Here is a 15687-nt window from a genome sequence, read left to right on the forward strand (position 1 = left end):
GAATATCTACGGATTTCACCCCTACACTCGGAATTCCGCTTCCCTCTCCCGTACTCAAGCTACGCAGTTTCCGATGCACTTCCCAGGTTGAGCCCGGGGCTTTCACATCAGACTTGCGCAGCCGCCTGCACGCGCTTTACGCCCAATAATTCCGAACAACGCTTGCACCCTCCGTATTACCGCGGCTGCTGGCACGGAGTTAGCCGGTGCTTCCTCTGAGGGTACCGTCAGACCGATGGGGTATTATCCCACCGGCGGTTCTTCCCCTCTGACAGAGGTTTACGACCCGAAGGCCTTCATCCCTCACGCGGCGTTGCTGCGTCAGGCTTTCGCCCATTGCGCAAAATTCCCCACTGCTGCCTCCCGTAGGAGTCTGGACCGTGTCTCAGTTCCAGTGTGGCTGATCATCCTCTCAGACCAGCTACCCATCGTCGCCTTGGTGGGCCATTACCCCGCCAACTAGCTAATGGGCCGCGGGCTCATCCAGAGACGGCAGGTCCGAAGATCCCCACCTTTTCCCGCGTGCTCCGAAGAGCTCGTGGGCTTATCCGGTATTAGCACTCCTTTCGAAGTGTTATCCCGGTCCCCTGGGCAGATTACCCACGTGTTACTCACCCGTGCGCCACTCGTCAGCGCCCCGAAGGGCCTGTTACCGTTCGACTTGCATGTGTTAGGCACGCCGCCAGCGTTCGTTCTGAGCCAGGATCAAACTCTCCAGTTAATTATCTGTAAAGTGTGATTCTAGTTTTGTACGCTTGACTTGATTTACCGCAAGCTGCACTTGCTATCTGCTATTTAGTTTTCAAAGACCAGACTTGCCCCTGCCGTTTTTGGCGGCAAGGAAGATCGACTCTAGCGAATCCAGTTTAACCTGTCAAGAACTTTTTTCAAGCTCTTTTTTTCGCCCAAGCTCCTGAAGGCCTCGGCCCTCGCTTGCTTGCGACGAGCGGTGTTTATAACCAATCCCGCTCGCCTGAGTCAACCTATTTTTTTTCAAAAGATCGTTTTTTCTTTCGGGCTGTTTGCGCCCTGTGCCTCGCGGCAACGGAGGCGCATACTGCCAATTCAGCGGCAACAAGTCAATACTTTTTTTCGCCACCAGGTCGATTTTTCTTATGCGGTAGAGATTCAGGCGCAAGTACCGCACCTTAACAATTTCAATCAACAGGAAAAGACCAGGCGCGCAAATTTACGCTTGCCTGCCTGGAGTACAATTTCGCCACGGGGAGGCACTTCCAAGGTCGGATCTTCCACCTTTTCTCCGTTGAGCCTGACCGCTCCCTGCTGTACGAGGCGGCGCGCCTCGCCGTTGGAGGAGACGAGTCCGGCATCATGCAACAGGCGACAAATCCATACCGGCTCAGAGGATGCGACGCTGATTGTGGGCATGTCGTCAGGGGTTTCCTTTTGCTTAAACTGCCGGATAAAATCTTCTTCAGCCTGGAGCGCTGATTCTGAGCCATGAAAACGCGCCACCAGTTCGCGGGCCAGTGCCTTTTTGCTCTCCATGGGGTGCCGCCCGCCTGGCATTACGGCGACCCCGTCTTTGACTTGTTGCAAACTGGCGCGATCGGCATCGGAGAGCAGTTCGTAATAACGCAGCATGAGTTCATCAGAGATACTCATGACCTTTCCGTAAATTTCCTTGGGGGGTTCAGTAATGCCAATATAGTTACCCAGGGACTTGCTCATCTTGTTAACGCCATCAAGGCCCTCGAGCAACGGCATGGTCAATACGCACTGAGGCGGCTGGCCGACCTGCTTTTGCAATTCGCGACCAACCAGCAGATTGAATTTCTGGTCCGTCCCGCCAAGCTCGACATCGGACTCAAGGGCCACTGAATCCCACCCCTGGACAAGAGGATACAGAAATTCATGAATGGCAATGGGCTGATGTCCGGAGAAACGTTTGTGAAAATCATCGCGCTCCAGCATACGCGCGACGGTGTGGCGCGCAGCGAGCTGGATCAGTTCAGCGGCTGACATCTTGCCCATCCACTCGCTGTTGAAGACCAGTCGAGTCCGGTCAGGATCAAGAATTTTAAAGACCTGATCCTGATAGGTACGGGCATTTTCCATCACCTGCTCACGAGTCAGAGGCTTGCGGGTTTCATTCTTGCCGGAAGGATCACCGATCATGCCGGTGAAGTCACCGATAAGAAAGTAGACCTCGTGACCGAGATCCTGAAACTGCTTGAGCTTCTGCACCAGCACTGTGTGCCCAAGGTGCAGATCGGGCGCGGTGGGGTCGAACCCGGCTTTAATGCGCAGCGGCCTGTTGGCTTTAAGGGACCTGGCAAGCTTTTCTTCAAGCTCCGCCTCAACCAGAATTTCCACAGCCCCGCGGCGGATAACATCCATCTGCTCTTTTACCGATAGCATCTCAAGCCAACCTCAATTCTTAATTCAATAGGAAAGGGATCGTGCCTAGGATCGCACAAGGATTCGCTCAATTGTGCGTGCCTGGCCGCTACGCTCATCGACATCAAGTAACACCGCGCTGAAAATGGGGTCTTTCTTGGCGAGTTCAAAGCGCATGGGAACCTGTTTTAGAAACTTCTCGATGGCGATCTCCTTGCGGATTCCGATGACTGAATCCTGACTACCGGTCATGCCGACATCGGAAATAAACGCCGTACCCCCGGGGAGAATGCGCTCATCAGCCGTCTGCACATGGGTATGGGTACCCAGAACCGCCGAGACACGACCGGCGAGATAATGGCCGAGGGCAATTTTTTCACTGGTGGCCTCGGCGTGAAAATCTACAAGGATAACCGGGGTGACTTGCCGCAATTCTTCCACAAGGCGATCAGCAACCCGAAAGGGGCAGTCAAGATTGGCCATGAAGACCCGGCCTTCAAGATTGATCACCCCGACGCGGCCGCCAGCGGGGGTGGAGAAAACTGCCGAACCCTGACCGGGAACACCCTCGGGATAATTACCTGGGCGCAAAATCCGTCCTTCGGACAAGAGACAGTCTAGGCCTTCTTTTTTGTCCCAGATGTGATTGCCCGAGGTAATGACCTGCACACCAAGATCGAAAAGCTCGCGCCCCACCTCTGCGGTGAGGCCGAATCCTCCAGCTGCATTCTCGCCGTTGGCCACCACCAGATCAACCATACGGGCATCCACCAGGGGGTCAAGATGCTGCTTCATTGCCTGGCGACCCGGTCGGCCTACGACATCACCGATAAACAGAATATTCAATACATTCCCCTTGCCGCCAGCTACTTAGCGGGCAAATTCGGTCGCACGGGTCTCACGAATGACGTTGACCTTGATCTGACCGGGATAGGTCATTTCATTTTCGATTTTTTTGGCAATGTCCTTAGCCAGGACAAAAGACTGTGCATCCGTCACTGAATCGCTGGAGACCATGACCCGGATTTCACGCCCGGCCTGGATGGCAAAGCAACTGCTGACCCCACCAAAGGAATGACCGATGCGCTCCAGATCGCCGAGGCGCTTGACGTATGTCTCCAGCGTCTCGCGCCGGGCGCCGGGACGAGCGCCGGAGAGGGCATCGGCCGCCTGCACCAGAATGGCGAGAACGGTTTCAGGTTTTTCGTCTTCATGATGCGCAGCCAGCGCGTGCACGATTTTGGGTGATTCACCGTACTTGCGGGCAAGATCGGCACCGATGACGGCATGGCTACCCTCGACCTCGTGGTCCACAGCCTTGCCGATGTCGTGAAGAAGCCCTGCACGCTTGGCCTGCTTGACGTTGATGCCAAGTTCTGAAGCCATAATGCCACACAGAAAAGCAACTTCCAGCGAATGCTGCAACACGTTCTGACCATAGGAAGTACGATATTTCAGGCGCCCGATAAGTTTGATGATCTCAGGGTGAATCCCATGCACCCCGACATCGAAGGTGGCCTGTTCGCCGGCTTCACGAATCGTGGTGTCCACGTCTTGTTCGGCCTTTTGTACGACTTCCTCAATGCGCGCCGGATGAATGCGGCCATCAGCGATGAGCCGCTCCAGTGAGAGCCGGGCGACTTCGCGGCGCACAGGATTAAATCCAGAGATAATGACCGCCTCAGGGGTATCATCAATGATCAGATCTATGCCGGTTGCGGCTTCAATGGCGCGAATATTGCGGCCTTCGCGACCGATAATACGCCCCTTCATTTCGTCAGTCGGCAAAGGCACCACGCTCACGGTTTTCTCTGCCACATAATCGCCGGCGTAGCGCTGGATGGCCAGAGAGAGTATTTCCTTGGCTTTTTTATCGGCTTTCTCCCGCGCTTCCTCCTCGATCTGCTTGATCATCTTGGCTGCATCGTGACGCGCTTCACTTTCCATGGACTGCATCAGGTACTGCTTAGCCTCTTCAGGACTCATTCCTGAGATCCGCTCGAGAGTATCCGTCTGCTCCTGCACCAAGGCATCAACAGACTTTTCGCGCTGAAGCAACTGGTCTTGCATCTGCTCCAGCTTTTTTTCACGGTTGCCCAGGTCCTCTTCGCGGCCGTCCAACTGAGACACCTTCCGGTCCAGGTGCTCCTCTTTCTGTAACAGACGCTTTTCCTGCGACTGGATATCGCGGCGCAAATCCCGCGCCTCCTGCTCCGATTCAGTCTTGGCCTGCAGAATAAGATCCTTAGCCTCCAGACTAGCCTCTTTGCGAATCGCGTCGGCGTCTTTCTGGGCGTCTTCAATTAGCTGTGAAGCGGCCTTTTGGGCGTCGGCGAGACGCCCTTCGGTAAACTTACGCCGCAACAGGATGCCGACGAAGACGCCGGCGGCCAGTGCGGCCACGATTAGGATGATGGCCAGTTCTATTGTCAAAACCTGAATCCTCCTTGCCTTTATGAATTAGCCCGACGATTTCCGGGGTTGTTGGTTGGGAATATTCCCGCTTCGGTAAAGATCAGCTTCATGGGGACATCATGGGCCTCAAACGGCAGCGCCGCGACCCGCTGAAATTCAAAGCACAGGCCGACGAGAATACTGCGCGCCCCTATCCGCTGCAACGCCCGGTCATAGAACCCCTTGCCGTAGCCGAGGCGATGGCCGGCATGGTCGAAGGCGACGCCCGGCAGCACCAAAAGGTCAATTTCGGCAATGGACACAACAGTCCCCCCCGAGGGCTCAAGAATGCCGAAGCGCCCATGAGCAAGCTGCCCGCGATCGGCGACTTCGATAAACTCGAGAGATTGCCCCTCGACCCGCGGATAACAAACACGCTTGGCAGTGCTGCGGGCTGCGGCAAAAAGCTCTTCAGTAAAGACTTCATTGTTGATGGGGCTGTAGAGCGCCAAGGTCTGCGCCTGCTGAAACACAGCGCTGCCGATCACCTGCTGCTGAACTTGGCGGCTCCACAACAGACAGGTATCAATCGACAGATGGCGTCGATGCGCCAGTAGGCTGTCACGAACAGACGATTTGGCCATGGCAGAGACCCCGGTTACATCCGGCAATCTCCGTGGGGAGGATTCAAACAGAAGTGTACAAAAAGGTGTCGCTTTAACAAAACAGGCGAATCAAACGCCAACGAGGGTCGGAAGCCCGCAGGCGGACCAACTGGCCGCCAAGAAAAATTGTTTGCGGACCCTGCTCGCCACAGCAGGCCGAATCATCCAATTTGGCCTTGTAAAAAGCCGTGGCCTGCCCTTTGACATGTATCTTGCCTGAGTCGTGAAACCAACAGGACAAACGCAAGCCTGAAACGCTCGCGGTAAGTAACCCTTGATGCCGAACTTCTATTGGAAAATCTCCGTACAGAGATTACGTCCCGGCAAACGCCGGTAAAAATTTCCGAACCGCCCTTACCATCCGATTTTCACCCGGAGGGCAGACATTAGCGCGAGGCCTCTCCGCCATCGGGGATGAATCGGTCAAGCTTTTCCAGCAAGACATCCAGGCGACGTTCTCCGACTGCGGCACTTTGCTTGAGATGAAGATAGGAGCCCGCCACATTGAGCAGAGTCAGCACAGCAACATCCAGGGTGTCGACGGCCTTTTGCCGCCCGGAAACCTCGGCGAGGGACCGGTGGATAAAGTCCACCACTTCCTGCACCTGCTCCGGCGTAGCCTCGGTGCGTAAAGAATACTGTTGGCCGAGGACGGTAACCTGATGGGTCCGCTTTAGCGGTTGTCCGGTTCCGGCGACCCCAGCTTGGCCAGAATCCTGTCCAGCTCCTGACAAAATCGCTCACGCTCCTTGAGAAAGCTCTCGTTTTCTTCCCTAAGCTTGCGGCACTCCTCGTCAAGGGACTGAGTTCGAGCCACAAGCTGATCGATCTTTTGCTCCAAGTGGAGTAGCGTGTCCAGATTCATCTCAATCCTTTTTAGCTCTTATCTTGCAATGCTAGGCAAAAACAACCTCGAAAGTCAAGATTCAAGATGATTGCCCTCTTTTTTGAAAAGAGCCGCAACAAACATTTCCGGGTCAAAGGGCCGCAGATCTTCAACGCCCTCGCCAATTCCAACATAGCGCACGGGCAGACCTAGTTCATTGCCTATAGAGACAACAATGCCGCCCTTTGCGGTTCCATCGAGCTTGGTCAAAGCAATGCCGCTTATGCTTACCACCTCGTTGAACTGCCGTGCCTGGGTCAAGGCATTCTGGCCGGTCGTGGCATCGAGAACCAGAAGGGTTTCATGGGGAGCACCGGGGATTTCCCGCCCGAGAACCCGGCGCACCTTTTTCAACTCCTCCATCAGGTTGGCTTTGGTGTGCAGACGCCCCGCCGTATCGAGAATCAAAACATCGGCCTTACGGGCAAGGGCCGCTTTTGCCGCATCGAAAGCGACCGCAGCCGGATCGGCGCCTTCCTTGTGGCGGACAACTTCGACGCCGCTGCGCTCGCCCCAGATGCAGAGCTGCTCAGCCGCCGCCGCGCGAAAAGTATCACCGGCACCGAGCACGACTTTCTTGCCCTGACCCTTGAACTGGCGGGCCAGCTTGCCAATGGTCGTCGTCTTGCCCACACCGTTGACGCCCACCACCATGATAACAAACGGTGTTGCCGCCGCCAAATCAATGGGAGCCGCCTTTAGCCGCATGCGCTGAGTCAATTCTTCCTGCAAGGCGCGGCGCAAGGCGTCCATATCTGCCAGTTCATTGCGATCTAAACGCGCCTGCAAGGCACTCACCAGGTCCTGGGTCGTTTTCATACCCAGATCGGCAGTGATAAGAATCTCTTCCAACTCTTCAAAAAGGTCGGCATCAATGGTCTTGCTGCCGCGCAACAGGGTGTCGATGCGACCGACCAACGACGCCTGGGTTTTGGCCAAACCCTGGCGCATTCGCTCAAAGAGGCTGACGGGGGGAGCCTCTACCTCCACAACCGGAGGCGGGGCGGGTGGCGCAGGCCGGACGGGCTCCTCATCCGGAACCTGCTCAGCGGGCGGCTCCTCCAAGGGAGGAGTCTCGGAAACGACCGACACCTCCTCCTCTTCTTCGGCTACCGTCTGCTCCTGCAACACTTCGGGCACTTGCGCCTCTTGCGCAGAAACGGAATCTGCCTCGCCCTCTTCTTCCGGCAATTCTTCAGCCGGTTTTCGGCCCCGCTTGCGGACAATCCGCAACAGCAGCAGAATAAATAGCAACACGATGACAATGGCCGTTACATAAACCAGGCCCAACGCGCCGAGGTCAAGGTAGGCTTCCGGCACTCCAAGATCGGTGAGCAGCAGTGCGATAGTTTCAAGCACCTGTTCAAACCATTCCATAATTCCCCACAACTCCTTCTTTTCCCGCCTGGCTAAGCGGCAAGGTGTTCAGTGCAAATCGATCAGATCAGCATATTTCCAGCCGTAATCGCTCACGATAGCTTTCCACTACTGAACGGGCGTGGGCGATGAGCGACCGCCGCTGCAGTGTCAGAACCAAAAAATATTCCGGCGAAACCGGTGAAATTAAAACCCTAAGCCTGCGTGCCTGAACCACTATTTCTTCAACATCTGTCTTGTCGAGGCGCTGTGCGACCTGGCGCAGATTTTCCAGAATGATCCCGTGATGAGCCCCAAGAAGCTTAAGCTCAAAGTCGTCCATATGCGAGACATGCTCCACCGCCTCGCCCTCCCAGTCGACAAGAATCGCCCCCAAGGCGCCGGGAATCTGATCGACGATATTGGTTAAAATGGTATTTAAGGACATGACGGCTCCCATCAACGTGCTGCCGGCAGGCAATGCCGGGGATAGTAGCAACGGCGAAACACCATGTAAAGAATACTTTGGCGCATGACGGAAAACTTGTCCGCCGCCGCGCCAGGGAGTATCATGCGCGCCATGCCCGAATGGACTCTCTACCCACATCAAGAGGGGTTTAGCGCCCTGGATTTTTTGCGCTGCCGCCTGCCCGCGGCACCCACGGCCTATCTGCGTCGTCTACTGCTTAGAGGAAAGGTTCTGCGCGGCACTGCTTGCGTACAGGAACACGACCTTTTGGCCTCGGGCGATTGCCTGAGACTGCCCGACAGCGCACGGATCAAAGAGTTTCTAGAGGCTAGTGCCGCCCTCGGGGTTGAGATTTTATGGGAAACGCCGCACTTTCTCATTGTGAACAAACCCCCAGGTCTGGCCGTGCATCGCGGCCAGGGGCATGAAGAAGACAACCTGCTGCTGCGTGTAGAGCGCTTGCTGACGCAGCGTGGCGAAAAAGTCCGCCCTGCGCCCATTCATCGCCTGGATCGCGACACCTCCGGCGCCCTGCTGCTCGGCAAGGATCGCAATGCGGCAGGTGAACTCGGCAAGCTGTTCATGGCTGGGGCCGCCGCGAAAATCTACCTGGCGCTGGTCTGCGGCCCCGGTCAGGGCTCCGGCCTGCTGACCGCGCCGGTTGCCGCCAAGGGCAAAATCAAAGATGCTGTTACCGCGTACCGCTTTCTGACATGCACCTCGGACTTTTCCCTGGTGGAGTTACGCCTGGAAACCGGCCGCACCCACCAGATCCGGCGCCACCTGGCCGCCTGCGGTCATCCGTTAATGGGTGACCAGCGCTATGGCGGTCAGGGCATCAGAGGACAGAGACATTTTTTTCTTCACTGCCGACAACTCTCTTTCATCAATCCCTGGGATGGCCACCCTCGTTCCATCAACGCGCCCCTGCCCGAAAATTTTGTTTCCGCACTCGCCCGTCTGCAACTGTGCGCCGGGGAGCGGGCATGATAAGATTGAACCTGAATCAAAATCAGCGTGACGCTTCTCGGAAGGACAGCATGTTTCGTCGCCACCCGATTCTTGTCGTCTTCGGCCTGCTCCTGCTGGGGATGTTGGCAGCGGTTGCGGTTTTTGTCTTCACTTTTGACCTCAACACATATCGTGAGCGACTGGAACACGAACTCAGCCGGGCCCTGCAGACATCGGTCACCAGCAGCGACGCCCGCCTGACCCTGCACCAGGGCATCGCTCTTGATTTTCGCCAAATACGCCTTGGCGATGAGGAATCGAACCTCACGGCAAGCGCCGAGCATCTCTTTTTGCAACTCGACCTGCTGCCCCTGCTGCGCCGGCGGATTTCTATCGCGGCGGCGGAACTTATGCAGCCGCACATTGTCGTGCGCGCCCTGCCGCAGGTGGAGTCCGCACCCGCCGCAACTCGCTGGACCCAAGAATTCCAGATCCGCAGACTTAAAATTCGCGATGGCCGTCTCACCTGGCACGGTGCTCAGGAGCAAGAGGCGCCAATCGCCTTTCAAGACATTGACCTCGACCTGGAGGGCTTGACCTCGGGCCGTTCCCTGCAATTTCATCTGAGCGCCGCATTGATGCAAAAGGAGAGAGCGGCAGCCCTGCGCTTATCCGGCAACCTGACTCCTGCCGCCGGCCTGGCCGATTGGCAGCACTGGGAAATCAAAGCCAAGATCGATGTCGAAGATCTTGCCGCGACGCAGTTGCCCATCGCGCCCTTCGGCCCCGACCGGGACTGGGCTGTTTCAGGGCGAGGTTCAGTGAATCTTGAAATCTTGGGAAAAGCGGCTTCCGGACTCCATCTGGATGCCCGCTTACGCGGCGACGGTCTTCAGCTGGTTCGCGCCGAGCACATTCTGGCGGTGCAAGGAGCCGGACTGAGAGCGGTCTGGCGGCACCAGGAGGCGGATTGGTGGCTGACTTTGCAGCAGGTAAAACTCAACCAATGGCGTTTAGAGGGTCCCCTGGAAATCGCTGGCGGCCAACAGCCTCTCATGTTTCAGGGTCAGGTGTCCGCCCCACCTCTGGCTGCGGAAGAAATTCTTCCCTGGGTCTCGGCGGCGCTGCCCGATTTTGCCCCCCAGACCCAGAATCTCAAGGTGACCAAAGGAACTCTACACCTCAAAAAACTGAGCCTGTCCGGCGAGCCGCCCTCTGACCCGAGGAACTGGCTGGCAGAAGAGGGGCCGATCAAGGACTTTGATCTTGAGATCACCGAGGCGGATCTGGATCTGGCGCAAGGCAAAATCCGCGCCGCCACGACGCGCCTGAACTTTGCACAGAATCGACTGGAAGTTGGCGCCGGCGAACTGCTCTGGGAAGGGGTTCCTTTGCGCTTCAGCGGCTACATCACCGCGCCGCGCGAACCCGAGGCACAGGTTTTCCTGGAGATCGAGAGCAGCGTTGACGCAACTCACCTGATTGATCTGATCCCCGCCGCTCCCGCTCAACTCAAAGCCCAGGGTCCGTTGAGCCTTCGCCTGGAAATCACCGGCAATCCCCAGACGCCAACCTTCTCCCTGAAGGCCGACCTGGCAAGCACAGATCTGAGCTATGCTAGCCAACTGAGCAAGCGCGCGGGGCTGGCCGCGCACCTGAGCGCTGACGGCCGGTGGCAGGCACCCCGGCTGATCATCGATGAGGCGCAGGGCCAGCTCGGGCCCCTTCGCTTCAGCCTCACCGGGGAATTTGAGCCCGGCGCGGATCGCCGCTATGACCTACATCTGAATTTGACGCAAATCGAGCTGAACGACTTGGGAGAACTCTCGCCGCCAGTAAAACAAGCCAAGTTGGGCGGGAAAATCACGGGAACGCTGAGCCTGGAAGGAGGCGCCGGCCAACTCAGGCGCCGCGAGGCAGAGTTCACGCTGAGCGACGGCCGGGCAAGCTTTGGCGGAGTTGTCGGGGATCTCAATCAGGCTCAGGGGCGCATCCTGGTTTCCGGAACCGAGTTGCGCATCCCGCAAATGAGCGCACGCCTTGGCGAATCGGCTATGCAACTGCGCGCCCGGATCCCCAATCTCAGCGAGCCACGTCTGCAAATACACCTCGAAGGACGCGATCTGCGCCCCCAGGATCTGATTTTCCCCGGGGAAGGTGGACGTTTTGTCTCTGTAGCCGGTGGCCTGATCATCGATGGACAAGAGGTGGTCTTTGATTCCATCTCGGCCGAAACCGCAGGCGGCACTCTTGCCGTAGTCAGCGGCGCGGTGACTAACTTCAACCGGCCCCAGGTCAATCTCAAGATCCTCGCCGAATATGGCAATGTCGATGAAATACTTGAATTTTTCCGGAGTCCGGCGAAACAGGAACCGCCAGTGGCGCGAGAAGGCAGGATACGGGTGCGCATCGAAGTCGAAGCGGCGCGCGGGCAATTTCACAACCTCGACTTTGTCGATGGCCGTGCCGTTATCAGCTATCACAACCGGGTACTCGACGTCTACCCGCTGCGCGCCGATCTCGCCCCCGGCTATTATGTCGGGCGGGTGGTCTGGTCCGGTGGACAAGATGGGCAGGCGCCGCGGCTGAGGGTGTCCGGGTCGGTGCTGGAAGGCGACGCCGAGGCGTTGCACCGTTCGCAAACCCAACTGCGAGGCTTGATCAGCGGCAAATTGCGGGGTGCCTTCTACCTGGAGGGCGCGGGAAACAACTTCTGGCCGAGTGCGCGCGGTGGGTTGAATATCGAGGTGCGCGAAGGAACCTTGTATCGCTTCCCGGTGCTGTCCAAGATCTTTTCTCTGCTCAACGTCTCGCAGATTTTTACTTTCCGGCTGCCCGACATGTCACGCGAAGGCATGCCCTTCAACACGCTGAGCGCCAACCTGGTGCTGCGCGACGGCCGCCTCAACACCGAAGATCTGCTGATTGACAGCAACGCCATGAACCTTTCCCTGGTGGGCGAGGTTAACCTGGTCGAAGACACCATCGATGCGGTAATCGGCCTCAAACCGCTGCGCACGGTGGACAGAATCGTAACCAAAATACCCATAGCGGGATGGCTGCTGGCTGGCGAGGAAGAGGCTCTGGTAACCGTTCATTTCAGGGTCCAGGGTCCGCGTAGCGATCCCGGCGTCACCGCAGTGCCCATCACCTCGCTCTCGGAAAAAGTGTTCGGCATCTTTCGCCGGGTTCTCGGGCTGCCGGGCAAGATGGTTACGGACTTCGAGCGGATTTTCGACGCCGAGACGAATAACGCGGCCCCCACCTCGGCTCCCTGAGATCAGCGGGGCTTTTCGCCCACGTAAATGGTGACGATGCCGCCAGTGCGGTCATGATGCCGCAAGTTGACGAATCCGGCATCCGTCATCAGATCACGGAACTGCTGCTGATCAGGGAACTCAAGAACCGAATCGGGCAGATACTGGTAGGCGCTGCGCCTTGAGAGCAGTCCGCCGATAAACGGCAGCAGGCGTCGGAAATAAAAGTAATAGACTTCGCGAAAAAAACGGCTGCGTGGATTGGAAAACTCCAGTACAACGGCCCGCCCGCCAGGCTTAAGCACGCGGCACATCTCGCGCAGACCGGCCGGCCGGTCGACCACGTTGCGAATGCCGAAAGCGATGGTAATGCCATCGAAACAGTTGTCGGGGTGGGGAATGACTTCGCAAGGAGCATTGACCAGATCGATGCGGTCGCGGTAAACCGAGGCGACAATTTTATCGCGGCCGCGAACCAGCATGCCCTGGGTGAAATCCTCGCCGACAATGCGCACCGAGGAGGGTGTCTGGCGGGCGATTTCCAGAGCGACATCCCCGGTCCCTGTGGCGATGTCGAGCACGCGGCCCTGCGCGGGAATCTGCAGCTGCGCCACGGCGAACGTCCGCCAGCGGCGGTCGACTCCCAGGGACAGCAGACGATTGAGCAGGTCGTAGCGCGGGGCGATACCGTCGAACATCTCGCGGATGCGGCGCCCTTTGTCGGAGAGTTGAGACATTTGACGCTCCTGGAGAAAAGATAGCTCGTTGCCTGGATCTGTTGCCGGCAGCGGCCCCTGTTTTTAGCACAGGCCGCACTCAGGCGCCAGAAAATTTGCCTCAATTATGCGGGCCTCCAGCGCGAAAGAAAGCACATTATTCAACCGCCAAGGTTTGCTTGGACGACAAATTGGGGTAAGGTCTACCTGCAAAGACGCCGCGGACGGCTTACAACCCAAGGAGGTACAAGGCGCATGACAGAAAAGCCAAGAGTATCCGTCAACTTCTTCTCGCCGTCGACCAGGAGCATGAAGGCGGAAGTTTCCGTCGCCGCCACCATCCTTGTCATCTGGGGGGCACTCAGCTTCGGCCTGCCCCTAATCATCTGGCTCGCCGGCCTCGGCGACCCCGAAGGGTTGGGGCGCTCTGTCATCACCGAGGCGCGCTTTCTCGGATTTCCCCTGCATTACTGGCTGATCGCCCAGGGCTGCACCATCGGCTATGTGTTGTTGTGCAAGCTCTACTGCATTTTGTGGGACAAACGGGTCACCAAAATTTAATTGGACCAGGAGGTCTGTTGTTTATGGGAAAAAGAACCCTGCTGATCGGCGCCGCCAGCCTGCCCCTGCTTCTTCTGGCAACCTCTCTGGGATTTGCCCAGGAGGCCGCCGCGCGCGCCGGAGAGGAAATCTTTCAGCTTGAGCCCGGCTTTAAGGACATCCCCGCCCTCATCATGGTGACGCTGATGGTGGTCTATGTCGGCGTCGGCTTTCTCTCGCGCGTCTCCACCACCTCGGGGTACTGGGTCGCCGGCCAGGGCATCGGCAAGTACGGCAACGGTGCCGCTATCGCTTCGGATTGGATGTCAGCCGCCTCCTTCATGGGCGTGGCCGGTCTGCTCTATCTGCAAGGTTGGTTCGGACTGGGCTACATCATTGGTTGGACCGGCGGCTATGTGCTGCTGCTGGTGCTGCTCGCCGCACAACTGCGCAGGTTTGGCAAATACACCATTCCCGAGTTTCTCGGCGACCGCTTCGACTCCCACGGGGTGCGCCTGTTTGCCGCCACGGTCACGGTCATCATCGCCATCACCTACGCAACCGCTCAATTCAAGGGTATCGGCCTGATCTGCGGCTGGATATTCGGCATGAGCTATGCCGCCAGCGTGTTCTTCGCCGCCGGGGTGGTGCTGGCCTACATGCTGATCTCCGGCATGTCGGGGGTGACCCGCAATCAGCAGATTCAGTACGTGGTGCTGATTTCGGCCTTTCTCATCCCTTTGTGGATTCTCATGCAAAAGGCCGGGGGTACCGGCATCTTGCCGCAACTCGAATACGGGCGCCTGCTCTCTGATCTGATGGAGGGGAAAACCGCCGTCGGCGTTCTCGAGGGCGAAGAACTGATGAAGGCCACCAAGGCGTACCTGCCGTGGGGCACCGGCGGCACCATCTACCACTTCATCGCCCTGGTGTTTACCCTGATGGTCGGCACCGCCGGATTGCCGCACATCATGATTCGCTTTTATACCGTCAAAAATGAAGACACGGCACGCCGCAGCGTGCTCTGGGGTTTGTTTTTTATCGGTCTGCTCTACTGGTCTTCCCCGGTCTACGCCGCCCTCGGAAAGTTCTGGAATCCCCTCGGAGGCAGGGCCGTGGCCGACGTCATCATCCTCTCGGCGCCCGAGCGGGCCGATCTGGGCATCGCCTTCATCGGTTATCTCGCCGCCGGCGCCATGGCCGCCGGGATTTCCACCGTCGCCGGTTTGCTCGTCGCCGGTGCCTCTGCAGTTGCCCATGACTGGTACGCCAGCGTTTTTCGACCCAACAGTACAGATAAACAGCAACTTTTCGTCGGACGGGTGTTTACCGCGGTGCTCTGCGGCATCGTGGTGTTGATCGCCCTCAATCCGCCCGCCCTCATCGCGCAGATTGTCGCCATGGCCTTCGCCATCGCCGGCAATACCATCTTTCCAGCCTGTGTACTGGCGGTCTGGTACTCCCGCGCCAACAAATACGGAGCCCTGGCCGGCATGACTTTTGGCTTGGCGATGACCCTGCTCGCCATGTTCGGTTGGATGCTCAACGTGCCCGCCTTTACCGCCACGGGCATTCTGCCGGCCACCTCCTCGGCGCTCATCGTCTGCCCCCTGGCCTTTCTCATCATCATCATCGTCTCGAACTTGACACAAGACAAACTCAGCGCCGCCTCTCTGGACCGCAGTGACCAGGTGTTGCGCAAGTTGCATAACATGCCGGCCGTACTGGCTGAATCTCCCCGCAAGTCTGGGGGCTGAACCAGTGAAGCCTGAAACGACTCAGGGTTGGAGAGTATGAAAAACCTGTTCACCCGTCCACGACTGGCTATTTTTTTCGCGGTCATCGGCATGTTGCTCATGGGCGTGGATCTGCTCATCACCCGCGATGTTTTCGCGCATGTGGGTGAATTGATGGTGCTCAGCCTGCTGTGCCTGGTCACGGCCCTGGTCATTGACCGCGAGCCGCAGCGGACAAACCGCCTCCCGTCCGAATCCGGCAACGAAAGCGAAAACTAACCTGGCTGCGGGCTGAAAAAAGCAGTTGCCCTTTGTCGGGGACGTGCTAGAATAAGAGTGCTTTCATCGTGGGCGGC

Annotated in this window: 16 protein-coding genes and 1 rRNA gene (1 of these 17 cut by a window edge); 6 read left to right on the forward strand and 11 right to left on the reverse strand. The window is 57.8% G+C overall.

Translation table 11 applies throughout. From position 1 onward, the window contains the following. The 6 genes from GFER_RS08365 to GFER_RS08390 form a co-directional block, all read right to left on the reverse strand. Positions 1-721 (reverse strand): 16S ribosomal RNA (locus GFER_RS08365) (it extends 838 nt beyond the left edge of the window). A gap of 153 nt (positions 722-874) precedes the next feature. Beyond that, positions 875-1138 carry a hypothetical protein gene (locus tag GFER_RS08370; protein ID WP_040098300.1) on the reverse strand — a complete coding sequence of 88 codons (264 nt, stop codon included), beginning with the start codon at positions 1136-1138 and terminating at the stop codon, positions 875-877. A 23-nt stretch (positions 1139-1161) separates the two neighbouring features. Continuing rightward, a complete protein-coding gene (tyrS, locus tag GFER_RS08375; protein WP_040098303.1) occupies positions 1162-2382 on the reverse strand; it encodes a tyrosine--tRNA ligase in 1221 nt (406 codons plus the stop codon). Between the two features lie 45 nt (positions 2383-2427). Then, positions 2428-3207, reverse strand: a complete 780-nt coding sequence (locus GFER_RS08380; protein ID WP_040098305.1) for a TIGR00282 family metallophosphoesterase — start codon at positions 3205-3207, stop codon at positions 2428-2430. A gap of 24 nt (positions 3208-3231) precedes the next feature. Next, positions 3232-4794: a ribonuclease Y gene (rny, locus tag GFER_RS08385; RefSeq protein ID WP_040098308.1), complete on the reverse strand. Its 1563-nt coding sequence runs from the start codon at positions 4792-4794 to the stop codon at positions 3232-3234. 20 nt (positions 4795-4814) lie between these two features. After that, positions 4815-5399: a 5-formyltetrahydrofolate cyclo-ligase gene (locus tag GFER_RS08390; protein ID WP_052446209.1), complete on the reverse strand. Its 585-nt coding sequence runs from the start codon at positions 5397-5399 to the stop codon at positions 4815-4817. Here GFER_RS08390 and GFER_RS18645 point away from each other — a divergent pair. Then, a complete protein-coding gene (locus GFER_RS18645; RefSeq protein WP_139171950.1) occupies positions 5398-5640 on the forward strand; it encodes a hypothetical protein in 243 nt (80 codons plus the stop codon). The two genes, GFER_RS08390 and GFER_RS18645, sit on opposite strands and share 2 nt — an antisense overlap. Positions 5641-5806: 166 nt before the next feature. On the opposite strand, the gene GFER_RS19510 is transcribed toward GFER_RS18645, so the two are convergent. The 4 genes from GFER_RS19510 to GFER_RS08415 form a co-directional block, all read right to left on the reverse strand. Beyond that, the gene (locus GFER_RS19510) at positions 5807-6154 is read right to left on the reverse strand and encodes a cell division protein ZapA (protein ID WP_074669457.1); all 348 of its coding nucleotides are present in this window, start codon (positions 6152-6154) and stop codon (positions 5807-5809) included. Next, entirely contained in the window at positions 6094-6285 is a 192-nt protein-coding gene (locus GFER_RS08405; protein WP_040098314.1) for a cell division protein ZapB, read from the reverse strand. The genes GFER_RS19510 and GFER_RS08405 overlap by 61 nt, the downstream gene beginning before the upstream one ends. A 54-nt stretch (positions 6286-6339) precedes the next feature. After that, a complete protein-coding gene (gene ftsY / locus GFER_RS08410; RefSeq protein WP_082047975.1) occupies positions 6340-7683 on the reverse strand; it encodes a signal recognition particle-docking protein FtsY in 1344 nt (447 codons plus the stop codon). 67 nt (positions 7684-7750) lie between these two features. Further along, the gene (locus GFER_RS08415) at positions 7751-8110 is read right to left on the reverse strand and encodes a roadblock/LC7 domain-containing protein (protein ID WP_040098315.1); all 360 of its coding nucleotides are present in this window, start codon (positions 8108-8110) and stop codon (positions 7751-7753) included. Positions 8111-8194: 84 nt separating this feature from the next. Between GFER_RS08415 and GFER_RS08420 the strand changes: the two genes are divergently transcribed. Further along, positions 8195-9121 (forward strand): RluA family pseudouridine synthase, encoded by a 927-nt coding sequence (locus tag GFER_RS08420; RefSeq protein ID WP_082047976.1) that lies wholly within the window; start codon positions 8195-8197, stop codon positions 9119-9121. Between the two features lie 50 nt (positions 9122-9171). Beyond that, positions 9172-12360, forward strand: a complete 3189-nt coding sequence (locus GFER_RS08425; RefSeq protein ID WP_161807400.1) for a YhdP family protein — start codon at positions 9172-9174, stop codon at positions 12358-12360. Positions 12361-12362: 2 nt separating this feature from the next. On the opposite strand, the gene ubiE is transcribed toward GFER_RS08425, so the two are convergent. Then, entirely contained in the window at positions 12363-13076 is a 714-nt protein-coding gene (gene ubiE / locus GFER_RS08430; protein WP_040098321.1) for a bifunctional demethylmenaquinone methyltransferase/2-methoxy-6-polyprenyl-1,4-benzoquinol methylase UbiE, read from the reverse strand. Positions 13077-13310: 234 nt separating this feature from the next. On the opposite strand from ubiE, the gene GFER_RS08435 reads away from it, so the two are divergent. The 3 genes from GFER_RS08435 to GFER_RS08445 are packed head-to-tail and all read left to right on the forward strand — an operon-like array spanning position 13311 to position 15610. After that, entirely contained in the window at positions 13311-13616 is a 306-nt protein-coding gene (locus GFER_RS08435) for a DUF4212 domain-containing protein (RefSeq protein ID WP_082047977.1), read from the forward strand. Positions 13617-13639: 23 nt separating this feature from the next. Further along, entirely contained in the window at positions 13640-15352 is a 1713-nt protein-coding gene (locus tag GFER_RS08440) for a VC_2705 family sodium/solute symporter (protein WP_052446210.1), read from the forward strand. A gap of 36 nt (positions 15353-15388) precedes the next feature. Then, entirely contained in the window at positions 15389-15610 is a 222-nt protein-coding gene (locus GFER_RS08445; RefSeq protein ID WP_040098325.1) for a hypothetical protein, read from the forward strand. The last annotated feature ends 77 nt before the right edge of the window (positions 15611-15687 follow it).

It is taken from the genome of Geoalkalibacter ferrihydriticus DSM 17813 (assembly GCF_000820505.1).
Lineage (GTDB): Bacteria > Desulfobacterota > Desulfuromonadia > Desulfuromonadales > Geoalkalibacteraceae > Geoalkalibacter > Geoalkalibacter ferrihydriticus.